This window comes from Streptomyces pactum (assembly GCF_016031615.1).
Classification (GTDB): Bacteria; Actinomycetota; Actinomycetes; order Streptomycetales; family Streptomycetaceae; genus Streptomyces; species Streptomyces pactus.
The window spans coordinates 1,032,832-1,050,804 of the sequence record NZ_JACYXC010000001.1 but is presented as its reverse complement, the minus strand read 5'-3'; the positions used below and the strand labels follow the sequence as shown (position 1 = coordinate 1,050,804).

The window sequence follows — 17,973 nt, the reverse complement described above, 5'->3', positions numbered from 1 at the left end:
GGTCCGCGACGGCGGCCGGGGAGGCGGCGCCCTCGCCGGCGGCCCGCCCGGAGCGGCCGGCCGCCCCGGACGCCCGCACCCGCACCAAGGTCGTCACCCCGCGGAGCGGGGCCGGCGCACGGAACCCGGCCCGCGGCGGACCACCGGGCGCCCGGGGCGCGACCGCGCCCGCGAAGGGGCGGGACGCCGGCGACGGCAAGGGCCTGGACACCCCGGAGGACAAGGTGACCGCCGGTGCCTAGGCTCGAACTCGGAAGCTGGATCGACTCCGGCGTCAACTTCCTCCGCGACCACTTCGACTGGCTCTTCGACTTCATCTCCACCGTCGTCGAAGGCATGTACGACGGCGTGCACCAGGTGCTCGCCGCGCCCCACCCGCTGCTGCTCACCGGCATCCTCGCGGTCCTCGCCTGGTGGCTGCGCGGGCTGCTGCCGGCGGTCCTCGCCTTCGCCGGCTTCGCGCTCATCGACTCGATCGAGCAGTGGGACGAGGCGATGGAGACCCTGTCGCTGGTCCTGGTGGCCGGCGCCATCACCCTCGCGGTGGCGGTCCCGCTGGGCATCTGGGCGTCCCGGAACCGGGTGGTCAGCGCGGTGCTGCGGCCGGTACTGGACTTCATGCAGACGATGCCGGCCTTCGTCTACCTGATCCCCGGCATCTTCTTCTTCGGGGTCGGTGTCGTCCCCGGCATCATCGCCACCATCATCTTCTCCATGCCGCCCGGGGTACGGATGACCGAACTCGGCATCCGCCAGGTGGACGGGGAGCTGGTGGAGGCCGCCGACGCGTTCGGCACCACACCGCGCCGCACCCTGACCCGGGTCCAGCTGCCGCTGGCGCTGCCCACCATCATGGCCGGCGTCAACCAGGCGATCATGCTGGCGCTGTCCATGGTGGTCATCTCCGGCATGGTCGGCGGCGGCGGCCTGGGCTCCTCGGTCTTCGAGGCGATCAGCTCCGTGGACGTGGCGCTGGGCTTCGAGGGCGGCATCGCGGTGGTCATCCTCGCCATGTACCTGGACCGGATGACCGGCGCGCTCAACCAGCGGGTCTCGCCGCTGGGCCGGCGGGCGCTGGCGAAGCAGAACGCCGCGGCGGCCGGGAGCCGGAACGTGCTCCGCTGGCGCCCGGCGACCTCGGTCGCGATGGTCGGCGTCATCGTGCTGGCGCTGGCCGCCGGCGGCCTGAACGTCTTCGGCGGCGACGACGAGGACGGCGACCGGGTCACCGCCGACGTCGGCAAGGGCCGCTCGATCAGCATCGGTTACATCAACTGGGACGAGGGCGTCGCCTCCACCCACCTGTGGCAGGAGGTCCTCCGCCAGCGCGGCTTCAAGCCCGAGGCCAAGGCGTACGAGGTCGGTGCCCTCTACACGGGCATGGCGGCCGGCGACATCGACGTGCAGACCAACTCCTGGCTGCCGGTGACCCACGACGCGTACTGGAAGCGGTACCACGACCGGCTGGAGGACCTGGGCGCCTGGTACGACAAGACCTCGCTGGAGGTCGCGGTGCCCTCGTACGTCAAGGACGTGAAGTCCCTGGCCGACCTCAAGGGCAAGGGGAAGACCTTCGGCGGCAAGATCATCGGGATCGAGCCGGGCGCCGGCGAGATGAAGCTGATGCAGGACAAGGTCCTCCCCGGCTACGGGCTCGACGGCGAGTACCAGCTGGTCAAGGGCTCCACCGCCGGCATGCTCTCCCAGCTGGAGCGCAGCTACGCGAAGAAGGAGCCGGTCGCGGTCACCCTCTGGTCGCCGCACTGGGCCTACAGCACCTACGACCTGACCAAGCTGAAGGACCCGCAGGGCGCGTTCGGCTCCGGCGACTCCATCCACACCCTGGCGCGCAAGGGATTCTCCGAGCAGGAGCCCGAGGTCGCCCGGTGGATGAAGGACTTCAAGCTGACCGAGAAGCAGCTCACCGGCCTGGAGGCGGAGATCCAGGAGGCCGGCAAGGGCAACCAGCGGCAGGGCGTGCGCGCCTGGCTGGAGAAGAACCCCGGCTTCGTGGACAAGGTGGCCCCGGTGAAGGGCGCCGGCGGCACCGCGGACCGGCCCGGCAAGCAGGCCGGCGCCGCGCCGCACATCGGCTACTTCCCCTGGGACGAGGACGTCGCCACCACCTTCCTGTGGAAGAACGTCCTGGAGCGCCGCGGCTACAAGCCGTCCGTCCGGCAGTACGACGTCGGCTCGATGTTCACCGGCATGAGCGCCGGCCAGATCGACGTGGAGTTCGACGCCTGGCTGCCGGCCGCCCAGAAGCAGTACTGGGACCGGTACAAGAAGAACCTCGTCGACATCGGTCCCTGGTACGACCGGACGTCGCTGGAGATCGCGGTGCCCTCGTACGTCAAGGACGTGAAGACCCTGGCCGACCTCAAGGGCAAGGCGAAGACCTTCGACGGCAAGATCATCGGGATCGAGCCGGGCACCGGTCAGATGAACCTGCTGAAGAAGAAGGTGCTGAACACCTACGGCCTGGCGGACGAGTACCGCGTGGTGGACGGCAGCACCCCGGCGATGCTCGCCGAACTCCAGCGCGCCTACGCCCGGAAGGAGCCCATCGCGGTGGCCCTGTGGACGCCGCACTGGGCGTACGGCAAGTACCGGCTGACCAAGCTGGCCGACCCGCACAAGGCCTTCGGGGACAACAACCGCATCCACTCGCTGGGGCACAGGTCGTTCCCGGAGAAGTTCCCCGAGTTCCACGGCTGGCTCAAGAACTGGCACATGACCGAGGAGGAACTGGCCGGCCTGGAACAGGCGGTCCAGGACGCCGGGAAGGGGAACGTCGAGGAGGGCGTCCGGACCTGGATGGACGCCCACCCGGGGATCGTGGACCGGATGGCGCCGGTCACCGCCTGACCCCACCCGTCCCCCACCCGTCCCGCCGGTGGCGCCTTCCCGCCGCCCCGGGCGCTGCCGCCGGTACGCACCGGCGGCAGCGCCGTTTCCGGCGGGGCGGGCGCGACCGTACCGCGGCGCGGGGCGGCGGGCGTGCGCCCTGCCGCCCGAGCGGGGCGCGGGACCGTCGGCCGTGCGCCCCGGGGGCGGGTGAGGTGCCTCGGCGCCGGGCCGGGAGCCGGGGTAAGCCCGCCCGACGGTGCGCCCTGCCGGGGGCGCGTCCTCGTCCGGCGGGGGAGCAGGGGCGCCCGGCCGGGGGTGCCTCCTCGTCCGGCCGGGCCGGTTGCCCGCCGGCCCGGCCGGACAGGGAGGCCCGTCGTCCAGCCGGGACCGGGGACGCCCCGCCCGGCGGGGGCGCAGCGGCGCGCGGCGTCCGTACCCGGCGCAGGGCTGCGGGTCCGCCCGCCGGCGCCGTACGGTGGGGCGGATGAGCAGGCGTGGCGCGGTACGGCGCGTGGTGTCCCTGGTGCCCTCCCTCACCGAGGCGGTGGCGGCGACCGATCCCGGGCTGCTGGCCGGGGTGACCGACTGGTGCAGCCACCCGCCCGGACTGGACGCGGTGCGCGTCGGCGGCACCAAGAACCCGGACACCGGGCGGATCGCCGCCCTCGCCCCGGACCTGGTCCTCGCCAACGAGGAGGAGAACCGCGAGCCCGACCTCGCCGCCCTGCGCGCCGCCGGACTGCGCGTCCTGGTCACCGAGGTGCGCGGCCTGGAGCAGGCGTTCGCCGAGCTGCACCGGGTGCTGGTGGACGGCTGCGGCCTGCCGCGGCCCGGCTGGCTGGACGAGGCGGAGGCGGCGTGGCGGGAGGTGCGCCCGGCCGGCCCGGAACGGCGCGCGGTGATCCCGGTCTGGCGGCGCCCCTGGATGGTGCTGGGACGGGACACCTTCGCGGGCGATCTGCTCGCCCGGCTCGGGGTGCGCAACGTCCACCGGGACCACCCCGAGCGCTACCCCAGGATTCCGCTCGCCGAACTGAACGCCGCCGGCGCGGAGTTGGTGGTGCTGCCGGACGAGCCGTACCGCTTCACGGCGGACGACGGCCCCGAGGCGTTCCCCGGCATCCCCGCCGCGCTCGTCGGCGGACGCCATCTGACCTGGTACGGACCCTCGCTGGTGGAGGCCCCCCGGGTACTCGCCGAGGCCCTGGCCGCGGCGCGCTGACCGGCCGGGGACCGCGACCCGCCGACGGACCCGGTCGCCCGCGAATCCTTCGGGGCCGCTCCGCCGACCGGGGCGGCCGGATGACCGGGCCCTCCCGCCGGACGGCGCGGCCCGCCGCGTCCGGTCCCGCGGTGCCGCCTCACCCCACACCCGCGGTCACCGGCGCCGGCTCCGGCGGACCGCTCCGGTCGCCGGGGGCGGCGGGCCGGTCCGCGGCCGTGCCGGGCGCGTCCGCCGGGCGCCGCGCCCCGCCGGGGCCGCCGGCCGCCCGGTCCCGCGGCGCACCGGGGCCGCCGGCCACCGGGCCGGTCCCGCCCGCCGCGCCCGGCGGAGCGAGCAGGGTGCCGTTCGCCAGCCCGCGAACGGTGCGGGCCGCCACCACCGTCCAGGCCGTTACCAGCACCGCGTACAGCCCGGCCGCCAGCCAGGCCGGCGCCGGGAGCCCGGTGTGCCGGGCGAGGGCGGCCGTACCGGTCACACAGGTGCCCACCGGGAAGGTGAAGGCCCACCAGCCCAGGCCGAAGGGGAGCCCGCCGCGTGCCGAGCGGAGCACCAGCGCGCCCGCGAGCACCAGCCACAGCAGCGCGAACCCCAGCACCGGAACGCCGTACGCCACCGCCAGGTACCCGGCGCGCGCGGCCCGCGGCGCGGCGTCGGCCAACTGCCCGGCGGCCGTGGCGGACTGGCCGAGCGGCCCCAGCACCAGGAAGAGCGCCGGGGCCGACGCCGCCGGGGGCGGCCCGAACCGGAGCAGCCGGGCGAAGATCAGCGGCAGGAGCAGCAGTACGGCGGCCAGGCTCACCCCGAACAGCGCACCGCACCCCAGCAGCAGGGACGCCCGCCACTGCCCGGCCGGCAGCCACGGCGCCAGCGCCGGCCCGGTCGCCGCCGACACCATGGGCGCCACCACCGGCAGCAGCCACACCGGAGAGGCGTCCCGCACCCCGATCCGGTGCCGGGCGATCATCAGGTACGGGATGCCGGCCGCCACGACCAGCGCGGCGACCGTGCCGACCGCCCACAGCACCGCGGCGGCGGCCACCGCCGGCCCGCGGCCCACCACGTCCGCCCCGACCGCCAGGGTGGCGGCTCCGACCGCGAGCGGCGCCATCGCCGCGCAGCCGTGGAAGGGCGCGACCGCCGGGTCCAGGAGCTGGGCGCGGGCCACCTCCGGATACCGGCGCCAGTGCGCCGCCCGTGCGGCCACCACCACCGCCAGCGCCCCCACGGCCAGCAGCCACACACCCTGCCGCACCGGCCGGACCCCGGGCGGATCGCCCAGCACCTCCCCGGCGGTCGCCACCATGGCGGTGCCCATCACCACCGCGTACCAGTTCGGCCCCACCCGGCGCACCCCGTCGTGCCACCGGTGGACGGCGGGGGCGACGGGAGCGACGGGGGGCGATGGGGGGGCGATGGGGGAGCGGGCGGCGGAGGTGCGAGCGTCATGTCCCGCAGCCTTCCGGGCCGCCACCGCTCCCACCAGGGATCATTTCCTATGAGCACATAAGCTGGATTTATGAGCACCACCCAGGGCGACCGGGACCCGGCCGGTACCCGGTCGCAACCCGCGGCCCCCGGCCCGTTCGGCCGCCGGGATCCCCCGGCGTCCCCTGGACCCCCGGCGCCCCCCGGAACGGCCGACGCCCTCGGAACGGCCGGCGTCGCCGGAGTGGCCGAGGACACCGCCCCCGACCCGTCCGGCCGGTCCACCGCCCCCGTCACGGAACCGTCCGGGACCGCGCCCGGACCGTCCGGGAATCCGGCCGCCGCCGGGCCGCCCTCCGGACCGGCCGGCCGCGACCGTGGCGCCGAGCCCGGCACCCCGCTGGCCCACCGGGTCCCCGACCTGGGCGCGATGGAACTGCTCCTCGCCGTCGCCCGGCTGGGCAGCCTGGGCCGCGCCGCCCAGGAACTGGGCATCACCCAGCCGGCGGCCAGCAGCCGGATCCGGGCCATGGAACGGCGGCTCGGGGTGCCCCTGGTGGAGCGCTCCCCGCGCGGCTCCCGGCTCACCGAGGCGGGCGCGCTGGTCACCGACTGGGCGCGGCGGGTGGTCGAGGCGGCCGAGGCGTTCGACGCCGGGGTGCACGCCCTGCGCGGCCGCCGCGACTCACGGCTGCGGGTCGCGGCCAGCATGACCATCGCCGAGTACCTGCTGCCGGGGTGGCTGATCGCGCTGCGCGCCCACCGCCCCGGCACCGCCGTCTCGCTGATCGCCGGGAACTCGGCCGCGGTCGCCGGGCGGCTCCTCGCCGCGGAGGCCGACCTCGGGTTCGTCGAGGGGCTGGAGGTGCCCCGGGGGTTGGACGGCGCGGTCGTCGGCCGCGACCGGCTGGTGGTCGTCGTCGCGCCGGCCCACCCGTGGACTCGGCGCCGTACCCCGGTGAGCCCGGCGGAGCTGGCCGCCGCGCCCCTGGTCCTGCGGGAGCGGGGATCGGGCACCCGGCAGGTCCTGGACGCCGCCCTCGCCGGCCACGGCGGCCTCGCCGAACCGCTCCTGGAACTGGCCTCCACCACGGCGGTGAAGGCCGCCGCGGTGGACGGCGCCGCGCCGGCCGTGCTCAGCGTGCTCGCGGTCGGCGAGGAACTGGCCGCCCGGCGGCTGGTGGAGATCCCGGTGGAGGGGGTGGCGCTGCGGCGCGAGCTGCGCGCGGTCTGGCCGGCCGGGCAGCGCCCCGAGGGCCCCGCCCGCGACCTGCTCGGCCTGACCCGTTCCGGGGACTGAGCGGTCCCCGCGGAACCGCGGCGCGGGGCGCAGGCGTCTACCGTGTCCGGAATCCGACACCCCTCGCCCCGCCCACCGCACACCCCGCCGGCCCCGCCCACCGGACGCCGAGGGCCGCCTCCACCGGTTCCGCGTGGTGCCCGGCCCCTGGCCAACCGGGCTCCGTGAGGAGAGAGTGGGCTTCCGGTAGCCCGAACCCGTCCGCCCCTGCACCCGCCATCCCCGACCTCGTCCCAACCCCCCATCCCCCATCATCCCGACGGTTCCAGGAGACGACACGGCATGCCCGCCACCGGCACCAACCCCGACCTCACCGGCCATCACCACGCCCCCGACGGCGTACGCGTGGCGACGTACAGCTGGCTGCCGGAGAGCGGGCAGCCGCGCGCCGTCGTCCAGATCGCGCACGGTGCCGCCGAGCACGCCCGGCGCTACGGCAGGTTCGCCCGGTTCCTCGCCGGCCACGGCTACCTGGTGATCGCCTCCGACCACCGAGGGCACGGCGGGACCGCCGCGAGCACCGGCGGCCACGGGATCGTGGGGGAGCGGGACAGCTGGCGGGACATGGTGTCCGACCTGCGCGGCATCGGCGACCGGGCCCGCGCCGAGCACCCCGGCGTGCCGCTGTTCCTGCTCGGTCACAGCATGGGGTCGATGCTGGCCCGGGACTACGCCCAGGAGCACGGCGAGGATCTGTCCGGGCTGATCCTCTCCGGCACCTTCCGGACCCTGCCGGCGGCGGAGCTGGAGGAGATCATCGCCACCATAGAGCGGGAGATCGCCGAGCGCGGCCGGGACGCCCTGTCCACCTTCCTGCCGACGCTCTTCGCCTCGTTCAACGACCCGTACGAGTTCGGCACCGGCTTCGAGTGGCTGTCCCGGGACTCCACCGAGGTGGCCCGGTACGCGGCCGACACCGCCTGCGGCTTCCCGTTCAGCGCGGGCCTGTCGCTGGACTGGGTGCGCGCGGTGCGCAAGATCAACGACCCGCGGAACCTGGCCCGCGTCCCGGTCGGCCTGCCGGTCCACATCGCGGCCGGTACGGAGGACCCCTGCAACCAGCGGATGACCCTCGTCTACGAGCTGCTGGAGGACTTCCGGTACCTGGGCACCCGGGACCTCAGCTGGCGGAGCTACCCCGGGGCCCGGCACGAGATCCTCAACGAGACCAACCGGGACGAGGTGCAGCAGGACCTGCTGGCCTGGCTCGACGCCCGCACCGAGCGGCGGGCCTGACCCGGCCGCGGCGGGCCTGGACCGGCCGCCGGGGCCGCTCACGGCGGGGGCGTGCCTGGGCCGGCTGCCTGACCCGGCTGCGGCGGGGCGGGCCCGGCCTGGACCGGCCCGGGCCGGTCGCGGCGGGGCGGGCCCGGCCCTTCGGCCCCCGGCCCGCCCCGCCCCCCGTTCCTCCTCTTCCTGCCCTCCCCCGGCCCCCGGCCCCGGCCGGCGCCCGCCGGGCCCCTCCGGCCCCTGGCGGCCACTCGCCAGCCCGCCGGCGGCGCCGGGATGGTCAGATGCCGTCCGGCTTGAAGACGTCCTGTTCGATCAGCAGCTTGTCGAGTCTGGCCTTGTCCACCCGGTTGGTCACCTCCTCCGCCTCCTGGCGGTCCCGTACGCACTTGGCGAGCGTGAAGCTCGACGTCACGACGAAGACCAGCCCGAGCGCGAGGAAACCCCGCTCCCACGCCCCGACGGGCAGCTTGGCGATGCCGTACGCCACCGCGGCCAGGGACACCCCGAACGAGATCGCGGCCTGGATGAAGAAGGCGGTGGTGGTCGGCCGCTGGATGGATGGAGTCGTCATGTGCGTAGCGTGCTCGCCCGGTGACCGCCCCGCATGAGTACTCCTACTCACCCGCCCTGAGTCCGTCCGCCCCCGCCTGGACGGGGGTGGAGGCGAGCACCCCCTGAAGTGCGGTATTGTTCTCATGCGCGGTCGGCGAGGGGAAAGAAAAAGCCCCGAGCCGAATCGGCACCGGGACGTGGCGCAGCTTGGTAGCGCACTTGACTGGGGGTCAAGGGGTCGCAGGTTCAAATCCTGTCGTCCCGACGGTGCGAAAGGGCCTTCCGGCCGGGAGAAATCCCAGGCCAGGGGGCCTTTTCTTGTGTACTGACGGGCCATCAAAGTGATGCCTGGTCAGGCGGCCGGGGACCCCTTGGGGACCACGCCTCGGAAAAAGCCCTGATCAGAGGCTGTTCTCTGGGGGCCAAGATCATTTCCGATTCGCGGTGGGTTGTGTGGTTTCTACAAGGCCCGGAGCGTAGCCGCCAGCGCCTTCGACGGGGCTGCCGCACCGGACAGATGGGCACTGAGCGACTGCCCCGCCCTCGTCAGGGCCTAGAGATCGGGATGCAGGTACCGCTGGGTGGTCATCAGCGAGCCGTGTCCGGCGATGATCCGCAGCACGTGCAGAGGGACTCCGGCATCGGCCATCCACGTGAGGCCGGTGTGGCGAAGGTCGTGGCGGCGCAGATGCTCGTAGCCGAGCTTGGTCACCACCTCGTCCCAGTGGGTGGCGTCCCGCAGCACCGCGGTGGAGATCCGGCCGCCCCCGCGCCCGGTGAACAGCCGCGCGTTGGGGTCGGGGCCGGCTGTCAGGAGACGCTGGGCCACTATCGGTCGCACCTCCTCGATCAGCGGGACACGACGGGCCATCTTGCCCTTGGTGCCCTTGTCGATCAGCCCGCCAGGGGCGGGAGTGGTCTGGCGACGGACGGTCCAGATCCAGTTGACCGGGTCGATGTCCTTCACGCGGACACCGGAGACCTCGCCGATCCGAGCGGCTGTGGCGGCAGCGAAGATCACCACGCTGCCCCACCCGGCGAACTGCTGGTATGACCGCTCCACCAGCGCGTCCGCCAGCGCTGTGAGGGCGGTCCAGTCCGTGAGGGCCAGGGAGCGAGGGTCGTCGAGCTCGTCCTCGGCCTTCTGGTACTCCGACTGCCAGCCGACGACCCGCGCCGGGTTCAGGGTGATGATGCCGTCACGTACGGCCTGCTCCATCACCCGTACCAGGACCGCGAGGCTGTTCTTCACCGAAGACCGGCCCACCCCGTCGGCGATCCATAGCCTCAAGCCGCGCGAGGACCGACCCACCCCCGCCTGCGCGGGGACCACACCGACGCGTACCGCGGCGGCCGGCCGCTCCGCGGACCACCCCCGCCTGCGCGGGGACCACCCTTTCTGACCTGCGCTATCGCAGAGGCTTTGCAGTCTCTTTGCTTCTCTTCGGTTCGACCGTCATAAGTGCATAGTGGCAGAGTCAGAGCTGCATGAGGCAGTGGCGGCCTGCTTCCGGTCGTCCCACGGCCAGGGCATGCAGGATGGCCTGGGTGACGTGTCCGGCGCATGGGCGCCCGGCCGCTCCAAGGGCAGGGCATCGCAGGGCAGCGGCGAGGACGGCCTGAGGGCTCCAGCGGCGAAGTGGCGGGAGCACTGATGCCCTTTGAGGTTCCGCACCACCCAAGACCGATCTCCGTCGAGCGCTAGGACGTCTCCGTGCGTTCTGGAACCACTGGCGAGCCCGAGTTCGTGCTAGGACCTGTCTGATAATTGATCTTGTGGTGGGTCGTGGTGAGCTGACGGATGCGGCGTGGGAGCGGATAGCGCCCCTGCTGCCGGGTGTTGATGGACGTGGGCGGTCGTGGCGGGATCACCGGCAGGTCGTCAACGGGGTGCTGTGGCGGTTGCGGACGGGTGCCCCGTGGCGTGACCTGCCGGAGCGCTATGGGCCGTGGCAGACGGTCTATGAGCGGTTCGCCCGCTGGGAGGCGGACGGTACCTGGGCCCGCCTGCTCGAGCAGGTCCAAGTCCGGGACGACTCCGTCGGAGCCGTGGAGTGGACCGTGTCGGTCGACTCCACAGTCAACCGGGCCCACCAGCACGCCGCCGGCGCCCGCAAAAGGGGGCGGCGGCGGGGGACGAACTGGAAGATCGGCCACGTCCGCCGGCCGGCCAGGCGCTCGGCCGGTCACGCGGCGGGCTGATCACCAAGGTACACCTCGCCTGCGACGGCCGGGGCCTGCCACTGGCCGTCGTCGTCACGCCGGGCAACGTCAACGATTCCACGGTCTTCGACGCAGTCCTGGACGGGCTGAGGGTGCCTCGCACGGGCCCCGGACGGCCTCGCCGCAGGCCCGATGCGGTCATCGCGGACAAGGCGTACTCGTCACGGGCGATCCGCCAGGCCTTGCGGAGGAGGGGCATCCAGGCCGTGATCCCGGAACGGGCGGACCAGAAGGTCAACCGGCTGCGGCGCGGCCAGGCCGGTGGCAGGCCGCCGGCGTTCGACCGCGAGCTCTACAAGGCCCGCAACGTGGTCGAACGCTGCTTCAACCGCCTCAAGCAGTTCCGCGCGATCGCCACTCGGTTCGACAAACTGGCCGCCCGCTACAGGGCTGGAGTCCAACTCGCCTCGCTCATCCTCTGGCTCCGCGAACCATCCCGAGATCGTTTGTCAGACAGGTCCTAATGCGGCTGTCTCGGACGAAGGCATGGTTCCAGGAGCCGCTGACATCGGTCACGGGTCCAGGAGGACCCGCTTTCGGAGCACCCGCGACGTCCTCGACGGCGTGCCTGACGTAATCGGTCACCACCTGCTCCACGGTCTTGAAGGCCTTGTTCGCCAGCCCGCTGCGCGCACTTCCGAAGGAGCGTGTGGGGCCGGGTGGCTACTGCTGACGGGGGTGAACGCCTCCGGCCGGGCGGGTCAGGAGGGCTGGCGGCCAGCCGGGGCTCCGCCGGGGTCGTCGGCCAGCCCGATGGTGGTGGTGATGCGCTTGCCCACCGGTTCGCGGTGGACGGCGAAGCTTTGGCAGACGGCCATGACTATCTCCAGCCCGTGCTGCCCGATGCGGCCCGGGTCGGTGGCCAGGACCGCAGACAGCGCGGTGTTGCTGTCCCACACGCTGATCTCGATGGCGCCTTCGTTGACTTCCAGGGTCAACAGGCACGGGCTGGAAGCGTATTGCGGGAGTTGGTCACCAACTCGCTCACGACCAGCTGCACCATGCCCATCGCCCGCCCGGACACCGGCAGCCCGTGCACGGCTTGGACGTCCGCCAGGAAGGAACGGGCCAGGTCACGGGCGAGGGCTATCTCCTCGCTGTCCTCGAAGACCGCAGAGACCGATATGAGGCGGCCCACGAGCGGCTGCTGGCTCTCGTCCTGCCCAGCCGGGTCCATACAGTCCGCCTTGCGCCTGAAGCACCTGTTCTTGCCCTGCCCGCGTACCCTCGAAACTTCACCGCAGTCTCCCGAAGGGAAAGATTGTTTCCGACGGCATCCCTCCGGGGTACGTCCATCGGGCGAAGAGGCGAGGCAGTGTGGACGAGCGGGCATCCGGGTGGAGCGAGGTGGAACGGTGGCGGCCTCTGCGGAAGCGCCAGTTAATTGTCGGGGGCGTTGTGTTCGGCGCGATCGACGAGCAGCAGCGCCAGCGGGCCGGCAGGCAGGATGAAGCGGCCCTTGGTGGCTGCGTCGATCGCGTCTTGCAGCGGCCACCAGCTGAGTTTGAAGTCCCGCTCGGTCGGGGTGAGCTGCTGGGGGCCGCAGGTGAGGTCTCGCGCTTCGAACAGATGGACGCGGGCGGTGGTGCTGAGAGTGATGGCGAAGGCGCCCAGCGGGTGCCACGTCGTGGCGGTGATCCCCGCTTCTTCTTGCAGCTCCCGTTGTGCGCACCTCAGGGGTGTTTCGCCTTCTTCTCGTCGGCCGCCGGGCAGGAAGAGGTACTCACCGCCTTGGCGGGGGAACCATGCGCTCAGCAAGGCCACCAGGCCGTCCGCGTCGCGGGCCACCACGACAGAGGCGTCGCGGAGGGGCTCGGGGTCTTCGTCGCTCATGACGGGCGAGGCTAACGGTCATGAGCGCACCATGGCTGTGAACGGGACAGTCATCACGCTGGGGTGGGCGATGCCCCGTCCGTGGTAGCCGTCGTCGCCGAAGGCGTCGCCGTGGTCGGCACACACGATGATCAGCCACCGCTGCGTGCTGGTGAGAGTGGTGATCAGGCGGGACAGGTGGGGGTCGGCGTAGGCGAGAGCGGCGTGTTGGGATTGCCAGGTGTCGGTGCTGTCGCCGAGGTAGTGGCCGTGGGGGACGTGGGTGGCGGAGATGTTGACGAACAGCAGCAGGGGACGGCTGCGGTGCGTTTCGGCGAGTTCCAGGGCGTGGTCAACCTGGTGGCGGGCGGAGTCCCTTTCGGGGGAGCAGAACTCCGTCCGCCAGTGGTCCTCGTCGAACAGGTCGGGCAGAACGTGGCCCAGAGGTGTCTGCCGGGAGAAGTAGGTGACCCCGCCGACGCAGATGGTGCGGTATCCGTGCATCCGCAACCCTTTCAGGAGGCTGGGGGCTTCGAAGACGAACGTCTCCGGTGGAACCGTCTTGAACGCCGGGGGGCGGCACTCCCACAGCCGCGGGGGTTGGGTGGGCTGCGGCAGCTTGGGCAGGAAGCCGTGGAAGAAGGCCATGTGCGCCGGCAGGGTGAAGCTTCCCGGTGTGTGCCGCCGCTCCCAGCCACCGGTCGGCAGCAGGCCGGCGAGGCCCGGGGTCAGCCCTTCGGCCAAGGCGGACTGGGCGACGTCCCACCGCAGGGAGTCGAGTGTGACGAACAGGATGCTGGTACCGGAGTGGACGATCTCAGCGGCTTTGATCACCGATGGTTCTCCTTACCGGTCGAAGGACGGGGCAGGCAACGGACACGGCCGCGGGCCTGCTCGTTGACGGGGAGGGGCACCCGATCCTGGGCGATCATGCTGCGAATCGTGGCCAGGCCGGATTCTTCGGTGAGCCGGTTGCCCTCCCGGTCGTACAAGGTCACGTGGACCAGGGCGTCCGGCGGCGCGCCGGGGGTTGTGGTGATCCAGGCGCCGGGCGCCGTGCCGTGCCGCTTCATCGCGGTCAGCAGCTCCGTCTCGCTGACGGCTCCGGCGTCGAGAACCTCGCACGCATAGTGCTGGGCGTTGACCGCTCCGCGGCACAGTCGCTCGTGCATGCTCGCGCTGACGGCATGCCCGTCGTGGCCGGCGACCAGGCGCCGGGCTTCGGCCACCACCACGAAGCAGGAGCCCATCCACCAGGCCACACCGGTGTGGACGGGCCAGGGGTAATTGCCCACCGCGCCACCGTCTCGGATGACGGCGTGGGGATCGATCGGGTTAAGCACGCCGGGCCTCCACGTGCGCCAGGACCTCGTCGGCGAGCGTGCCTGGTGTCTTGCCGTCGGTGTCGATCACCACGGCGGTCGGGTCCTCGTCCGCGACCCGCTCGAAGTTGCGCAGCAGCCGGTCGAGGCGGCCATCGACACCGAACAGCGCAAGGTCATCGGGGCTCAGCACCTGTTCCTTGCCCTTGGTCTCCATACGCCGGCGCAGCACCTGCTCCGAACAGCGCAGATAGAAGGTGAGGTCGGGGGTGTCGAGGTAGCCACGGTACGGGACCAGGAGGGCGGCGACGTCATCGACGGGCACACGGTGGACGGCGCTGTGGCAGGCCAGGACCGAGGAGACGTAGCGGTCGGCGATCACCGGCCCGATGGTGCGGCACTGCCGCACCGAGTCGGAGGTGTGCAGCAGGCCGGAGAGGTAGAACGCGAACTGCGGCAGGGCCCGGAGTCGTGCGTTGACGGCGGCGGACCAGTCGGTGTGCGGCCTGGTGAGGGTGTGGATCGAGGTGGCGCGCAGCCGGCCGGCCAGAACGCCGGCCAGTGTGGACTTCCCGATACCGGAGACCCCCTCCAGGACCACGAACGGCCCCTGGTACCGGTGACCGGTGATCGGCTGGTAGGCGTGCGGCAGCTTCACAGGACCCCCTCGGTGAAAGCGGTGACGTGATCGGCGACGGCTTCGGCGAGCCGCTGCGGGTCGTGGAGCAGATCGGTGACGTGCATCCGCAGGTCCTCCCGCAGCAGACAGGGCTGGAGACCGCCGTCGTGACCCAGGCGCAGCGCCCAGAACCCTTCGACGCACCGCTTCCGCACCGGACAGGTGCCGCACTGCCCGACGTGGTGCCGACCCAGGTTTCGATGAATGACCTCGATCCGGATTCCGTCCACGAGGAAGATCCGCCGGCCCTGGCCCACCCCGGCGACGTTGGTGTGCTCGTGCCGGGTCAGGGTGCGCAGGTGCTTCACGATCGCGTCGGCCGGCACGGCGCAGCCGGCGCGCCGGCTGTTGAAATCGGTGCCGACCAGTTCGATGAACTGCACCGGCAGCCGGCGCTCCACAGCGAAGTCCACGATGCTGCGGACCTCGTGCTCGTTCTCCTTCAGCAGCAGGCAGTTCAGCTCGACGGTCTCGAACAGCTCACGTGCGGTCTCGATGCCCTGCAACACGGTGGCGATGCCCAGCCGCGTCTGGGCGATCGCGCGAAACGACTCGTCGGAGAAGTAGTGCAAGGAGACCTTCGCCCTGTTCACCGGCGTGTGGCCCAGCCAGGACCGGTGGGTGCGGACGTGCGTGCCATTGGTGATGAGCGTGTACGAGCCGCCGGGTTTCGCTGCGGGGAGCTGCTCAAGGACCGGCCGGGCATGAGGTGAGGTCAGCGGTTCACCCCCGGTGAAGTACACCCGCTTCAAGCCGGCGTCCATCAGCGTCGTGATGACGGACACGAAGCCGGCCGGCTCCAGCACACGGCTGCGCGGCTGCTGCTCCCGGTCGGCCCGGGTCGCGGGCGGGGGGACGTCGCCCTCGTTGTGGCAGAACCAGCAGGCGATGTTGCACCGAGGGGTGAGCGAGACCCGTAACTGGCCACGCAAGGCGTCGAAGTTGTGCAGGGCGGTCCAATCAACGGCGGGTTGCGCCGTGTCGATCACCGTCATCGGTCCTCCATGAGGTGTCGGCGGGGGGCCGTTCGGAGCTGGGTCGGTACCGCCAGCTCCGAGCGGCAGCTCTACAGGTGACGGCGCCCACGTCGGTTACGGGGACGACATCGCGCAAGGTGATGAAGGGGACGGAACAGGACACCAAGCCGGCCCCGCCCCCGGCGGCTGCCGGGACCGGCCGCAGCGTCTGCGGATCGTGGACGACACCGGCCACTCCTGGACCGGACGTATCCGCCCAGCGCGGCGACCCGTGCCCTGCGCAGCGCCGGCGCGCCGCCACCGACTCCCGGATGCACGGCGTGCACACCGCCGGCGACGTGGTCCTCTTCCCATCGCGGATCGAGCTGGCCGCGGATTCATGACACGGTTCGTTCTGCACTGGTGGCGACGGGGTTCTCCGGCGCCAGGGCGGGGCTGACCTCGGCCACCAGGGCACTCAGCCCCGGATGCCGCCGGGGCCGGCACTGCATGAGGATCTCCGGGTGCCGCTCGCAGTGACCCGCCTGACGCACCACGCTCCAGCCCAGGTCGGCCAGGTAGTACACCAGCCGCATGGACCACACGGTGCACCGAACCCATTTCACGCCGCGGCGAGCGGCGTGGTCCTCCGCCCACCGCACGATCAGACGCCCCAGGCGGTCGCGGCGGTAGTCGGGGTGGGTCCAGGTGCCGCTGAGCACGACCGCGGGCTCGGCCCGCTCCTCATCGGTCCAGCCCACCACCGGGGTGGTGGAGAGCATCACGGTGCACCCCAGGAGCCGAGCGTCCTCGACAAGCACCCACGCCAGCGGGTAGCCGTCCTCGCTGTCGCCGGCCAGGTCCCGCGCGCCGGTGAACAGCGGCCCGCCGCTGCCGGGCCAGTTCCTTGGGCGAGCGCTCATCAGCCGGTTCAGGGCAGGCCGGTCCGCAGGGCCCGCCGCGCGCATCACATACATCCAAACCCTCCGATGGGGCGGCCGCCAGGCGTTGCCCTGTCGTGGGGACCTGCATCAGATGGCGCAGCCCGCCGTGGCCGCGGGTGGTGCGCACCGAGTGCCAGCCGCACTCGTGCTCCGCGTACTTGGCCGGGCGCCAGCCGTAGATCGCGCAGCGCACCCACCGCATGCTCCTTGTGGCGGCCGGTCAGCGCGGTGACAGCGGGTCCCGCACCGGGTGTGGACATGGCATCTCCGGGTGAGGTGTGTGACGGTTCGGATCAGGTGAGGTAGCCGGCGCGGAAACCCATAGCCACCAGGTGCGAGCGGTTCCGCGCGCCCAGTCGCACGGACACGTCGTAGACGATGGTCTTGACCGTCCGCACGGAGTAGGCCAGGGCGGATGCGATGTCCACGGTCTCGCAGCCCTCCGCGATGAGGCGCAGGACGCGTATCTCCCGCTCGGTCATCGTCATCTGGGTCTGCGGCAGGGAGAGGAGCTGAGCGGTCAGTGAGTCGGGCAGCGTCCCGCCTCCGGTGGCCACGGCCCGCACAGCCCGCAGCAGGGCTCCGTGCTCTGCCTCCTGCCGGTCCACGACGCCCCGAACCCCGCTGCCGGCCAGTGCCGGCAGGTGCGCGGCGGTGACCTCCGAGGCGACCAGCACGCAGGCGCGCCCCTGCGCGCTGGAGGCGACGACCGCGCGAGACTCGGCCGTGATCAGGCCGACGGCCACCACGGGCACCGCGGTGCCGGCCCTCGGGCTGTTCTCCTCGACGTGCCGCAGCTCGGGGATCTGGGTCAGCACGGTCTTGAGGCCCGCTCGAAGCAGCGGGTCGGCGCCGTGCACGGTGACGTCGATTCTGCTCACGGAAACTCCTTGCCGGGTCACGGAGCGGTGCGCAGCACCAGGCAGGCCAGGCGGCCCAGGGTGTACCGGCCCGCCTTGTGCCAACCGTCCGCCGGCTCGGGGATCGAACCGTCCTCCACCGCCACCTCCTCCGCCCCGGGGCCAGTCCGGGCGGTGAGCCGGTTCAACCCCGTGTCGATCAGAGGGCGGAAGTTCCCGCCGGTGGCGTACCAGTGGTCCCAGCCGGCCAGCGACGTGTCGTCGGGGAGGGTAGGCGGGTCGGTGGTCATGACGGAGAGGTCTCCTGCGATCGAGCGGGAGGGGAAGACGGGGGCGGCGGAGCAGCGGGGCTGGCCCGGGCGCTACGTCGCTGCTGCCAGGTAGCAGCGCATGTTCGTCGCCAGCTCGAACGGGGCCACGTGGCGCGGGAGAATCTCTTGGGCGAGCCACACGTCCGGGCGCAGGGAGGCCACGTGCGCGCCGGCCTTCGCCAGGTGCTCGTCCTTCATCACGGACCAGACGAGTACATGTAATGCAGTCACGAGGAAGACTCCTTCGGTAGCGAGGACAGGGAGACCACGAGCAGAGGGCC

General features: G+C 72.5%; 19 protein-coding genes, 1 tRNA gene and 1 pseudogene. 8 read left to right on the top strand and 13 right to left on the bottom strand.

Translation table 11 applies throughout. From position 1 onward, the window contains the following. Window positions 1–234: 234 nt before the first annotated feature. Window positions 235–2,868, top strand: coding sequence for an ABC transporter permease/substrate binding protein (locus IHE55_RS04195; RefSeq protein ID WP_197987780.1), 2,634 nt, complete (start codon window positions 235–237; stop codon window positions 2,866–2,868). Window positions 2,869–3,334: 466 nt separating this feature from the next. Then, window positions 3,335–4,072, top strand: coding sequence for a helical backbone metal receptor (locus IHE55_RS04190; RefSeq protein ID WP_197987779.1), 738 nt, complete (start codon window positions 3,335–3,337; stop codon window positions 4,070–4,072). A gap of 139 nt (window positions 4,073–4,211) precedes the next feature. On the opposite strand, the gene IHE55_RS04185 is transcribed toward IHE55_RS04190, so the two are convergent. Further along, window positions 4,212–5,489: a TDT family transporter gene (locus IHE55_RS04185; RefSeq protein ID WP_197991775.1), complete on the bottom strand. Its 1,278-nt coding sequence runs from the start codon at window positions 5,487–5,489 to the stop codon at window positions 4,212–4,214. A 441-nt stretch (window positions 5,490–5,930) separates the two neighbouring features. Between IHE55_RS04185 and IHE55_RS04180 the strand changes: the two genes are divergently transcribed. Beyond that, window positions 5,931–6,800: a LysR family transcriptional regulator gene (locus IHE55_RS04180; protein ID WP_197991774.1), complete on the top strand. Its 870-nt coding sequence runs from the start codon at window positions 5,931–5,933 to the stop codon at window positions 6,798–6,800. 282 nt (window positions 6,801–7,082) lie between these two features. Next, the gene (locus IHE55_RS04175) at window positions 7,083–8,036 is read left to right on the top strand and encodes an alpha/beta fold hydrolase (protein WP_197987778.1); all 954 of its coding nucleotides are present in this window, start codon (window positions 7,083–7,085) and stop codon (window positions 8,034–8,036) included. Between the two features lie 274 nt (window positions 8,037–8,310). Here the strand turns inward: IHE55_RS04175 and IHE55_RS04170 are convergent, their stop codons facing one another. Then, entirely contained in the window at window positions 8,311–8,604 is a 294-nt protein-coding gene (locus IHE55_RS04170) for a YiaA/YiaB family inner membrane protein (protein WP_197987777.1), read from the bottom strand. 172 nt (window positions 8,605–8,776) lie between these two features. Here IHE55_RS04170 and IHE55_RS04165 point away from each other — a divergent pair. Beyond that, window positions 8,777–8,850: transfer RNA gene (locus IHE55_RS04165), tRNA-Pro, on the top strand. 288 nt (window positions 8,851–9,138) lie between these two features. On the opposite strand, the gene IHE55_RS04160 is transcribed toward IHE55_RS04165, so the two are convergent. Further along, complete coding sequence (locus tag IHE55_RS04160) at window positions 9,139–9,837, bottom strand: tyrosine-type recombinase/integrase (RefSeq protein WP_307826506.1); 699 nt, start codon at window positions 9,835–9,837, stop codon at window positions 9,139–9,141. A 280-nt stretch (window positions 9,838–10,117) separates the two neighbouring features. On the opposite strand from IHE55_RS04160, the gene IHE55_RS32135 reads away from it, so the two are divergent. Together IHE55_RS32135 and IHE55_RS04155 are read left to right on the top strand one after the other, a co-directional pair. After that, window positions 10,118–10,240, top strand: coding sequence for a hypothetical protein (locus IHE55_RS32135; RefSeq protein WP_269671479.1), 123 nt, complete (start codon window positions 10,118–10,120; stop codon window positions 10,238–10,240). 121 nt (window positions 10,241–10,361) lie between these two features. Then, window positions 10,362–11,272 (top strand): IS5 family transposase gene (locus tag IHE55_RS04155; RefSeq protein WP_197987775.1). Its coding sequence is split into 2 segments (ribosomal slippage): window positions 10,362–10,701 and window positions 10,701–11,272, totalling 912 coding nucleotides; the frame shifts between segments, so codons are not numbered across the junction. Window positions 11,273–11,509: 237 nt separating this feature from the next. On the opposite strand, the pseudogene IHE55_RS04150 reads toward IHE55_RS04155, so the two are convergent. From IHE55_RS04150 to IHE55_RS04125, 6 genes and pseudogenes are all read right to left on the bottom strand, one after another. Beyond that, window positions 11,510–11,985: pseudogene (locus tag IHE55_RS04150) on the bottom strand (ATP-binding protein). A 203-nt stretch (window positions 11,986–12,188) separates the two neighbouring features. Next, a complete protein-coding gene (locus IHE55_RS04145) occupies window positions 12,189–12,641 on the bottom strand; it encodes an NUDIX hydrolase (RefSeq protein WP_197987774.1) in 453 nt (150 codons plus the stop codon). Between the two features lie 18 nt (window positions 12,642–12,659). Next, on the bottom strand, window positions 12,660–13,454 hold the full coding sequence (locus IHE55_RS04140) for an STM4013/SEN3800 family hydrolase (RefSeq protein WP_197987773.1): 795 nt from the start codon (window positions 13,452–13,454) through the stop codon (window positions 12,660–12,662). Continuing rightward, the gene (locus IHE55_RS04135; RefSeq protein WP_197987772.1) at window positions 13,451–13,963 is read right to left on the bottom strand and encodes a hypothetical protein; all 513 of its coding nucleotides are present in this window, start codon (window positions 13,961–13,963) and stop codon (window positions 13,451–13,453) included. The genes IHE55_RS04140 and IHE55_RS04135 overlap by 4 nt, the downstream gene beginning before the upstream one ends. Further along, a complete protein-coding gene (locus IHE55_RS04130) occupies window positions 13,956–14,600 on the bottom strand; it encodes a dTMP kinase (protein WP_307826505.1) in 645 nt (214 codons plus the stop codon). Before IHE55_RS04130 ends, IHE55_RS04135 begins: the two co-directional genes overlap by 8 nt. Then, on the bottom strand, window positions 14,597–15,616 hold the full coding sequence (locus tag IHE55_RS04125) for a radical SAM protein (protein WP_197987771.1): 1,020 nt from the start codon (window positions 15,614–15,616) through the stop codon (window positions 14,597–14,599). Before IHE55_RS04125 ends, IHE55_RS04130 begins: the two co-directional genes overlap by 4 nt. A gap of 122 nt (window positions 15,617–15,738) precedes the next feature. Here IHE55_RS04125 and IHE55_RS04120 point away from each other — a divergent pair, with 122 nt between their 5' ends. Continuing rightward, window positions 15,739–15,981, top strand: coding sequence for a hypothetical protein (locus IHE55_RS04120; RefSeq protein WP_197987770.1), 243 nt, complete (start codon window positions 15,739–15,741; stop codon window positions 15,979–15,981). On the opposite strand, the gene IHE55_RS04115 is transcribed toward IHE55_RS04120, so the two are convergent. The 4 genes from IHE55_RS04115 to IHE55_RS04100 form a co-directional block, all read right to left on the bottom strand. After that, the gene (locus IHE55_RS04115; RefSeq protein WP_197987769.1) at window positions 15,976–16,500 is read right to left on the bottom strand and encodes a GNAT family N-acetyltransferase; all 525 of its coding nucleotides are present in this window, start codon (window positions 16,498–16,500) and stop codon (window positions 15,976–15,978) included. The genes IHE55_RS04120 and IHE55_RS04115 overlap by 6 nt on opposite strands. Before the next feature lie 314 nt (window positions 16,501–16,814). Further along, complete coding sequence (locus IHE55_RS32510) at window positions 16,815–17,402, bottom strand: helix-turn-helix transcriptional regulator (protein ID WP_197987768.1); 588 nt, start codon at window positions 17,400–17,402, stop codon at window positions 16,815–16,817. Between the two features lie 17 nt (window positions 17,403–17,419). Then, window positions 17,420–17,671 (bottom strand): hypothetical protein, encoded by a 252-nt coding sequence (locus IHE55_RS04105; RefSeq protein ID WP_197987767.1) that lies wholly within the window; start codon window positions 17,669–17,671, stop codon window positions 17,420–17,422. Between the two features lie 72 nt (window positions 17,672–17,743). After that, window positions 17,744–17,923 (bottom strand): hypothetical protein, encoded by a 180-nt coding sequence (locus IHE55_RS04100; protein WP_197987766.1) that lies wholly within the window; start codon window positions 17,921–17,923, stop codon window positions 17,744–17,746. Between the last annotated feature and the right edge of the window lie 50 nt (window positions 17,924–17,973).

Excerpts from the sequence above, each read along its gene's own strand:
- IHE55_RS04120 (WP_197987770.1), top strand. The coding sequence starts at position 15,739 with ATGAAGGGGACGGAACAGGACACCAAGCCGGCCCCGCCCCCGGCGGCT.
- IHE55_RS04170 (WP_197987777.1), bottom strand. The coding sequence starts at position 8,604 with ATGACGACTCCATCCATCCAGCGGCCGACCACCACCGCCTTCTTCATC.
- IHE55_RS04125 (WP_197987771.1), bottom strand. The coding sequence starts at position 15,616 with ATGACGGTGATCGACACGGCGCAACCCGCCGTTGATTGGACCGCCCTG.
- IHE55_RS04115 (WP_197987769.1), bottom strand. The coding sequence starts at position 16,500 with ATGAGCGCTCGCCCAAGGAACTGGCCCGGCAGCGGCGGGCCGCTGTTC.
- IHE55_RS04145 (WP_197987774.1), bottom strand. The coding sequence starts at position 12,641 with ATGAGCGACGAAGACCCCGAGCCCCTCCGCGACGCCTCTGTCGTGGTG.
- IHE55_RS04105 (WP_197987767.1), bottom strand. The coding sequence starts at position 17,671 with ATGACCACCGACCCGCCTACCCTCCCCGACGACACGTCGCTGGCCGGC.
- IHE55_RS32135 (WP_269671479.1), top strand. The coding sequence starts at position 10,118 with ATGCAGGATGGCCTGGGTGACGTGTCCGGCGCATGGGCGCCCGGCCGC.
- IHE55_RS04190 (WP_197987779.1), top strand. The coding sequence starts at position 3,335 with ATGAGCAGGCGTGGCGCGGTACGGCGCGTGGTGTCCCTGGTGCCCTCC.
- IHE55_RS04175 (WP_197987778.1), top strand. The coding sequence starts at position 7,083 with ATGCCCGCCACCGGCACCAACCCCGACCTCACCGGCCATCACCACGCC.
- IHE55_RS04180 (WP_197991774.1), top strand. The coding sequence starts at position 5,931 with ATGGAACTGCTCCTCGCCGTCGCCCGGCTGGGCAGCCTGGGCCGCGCC.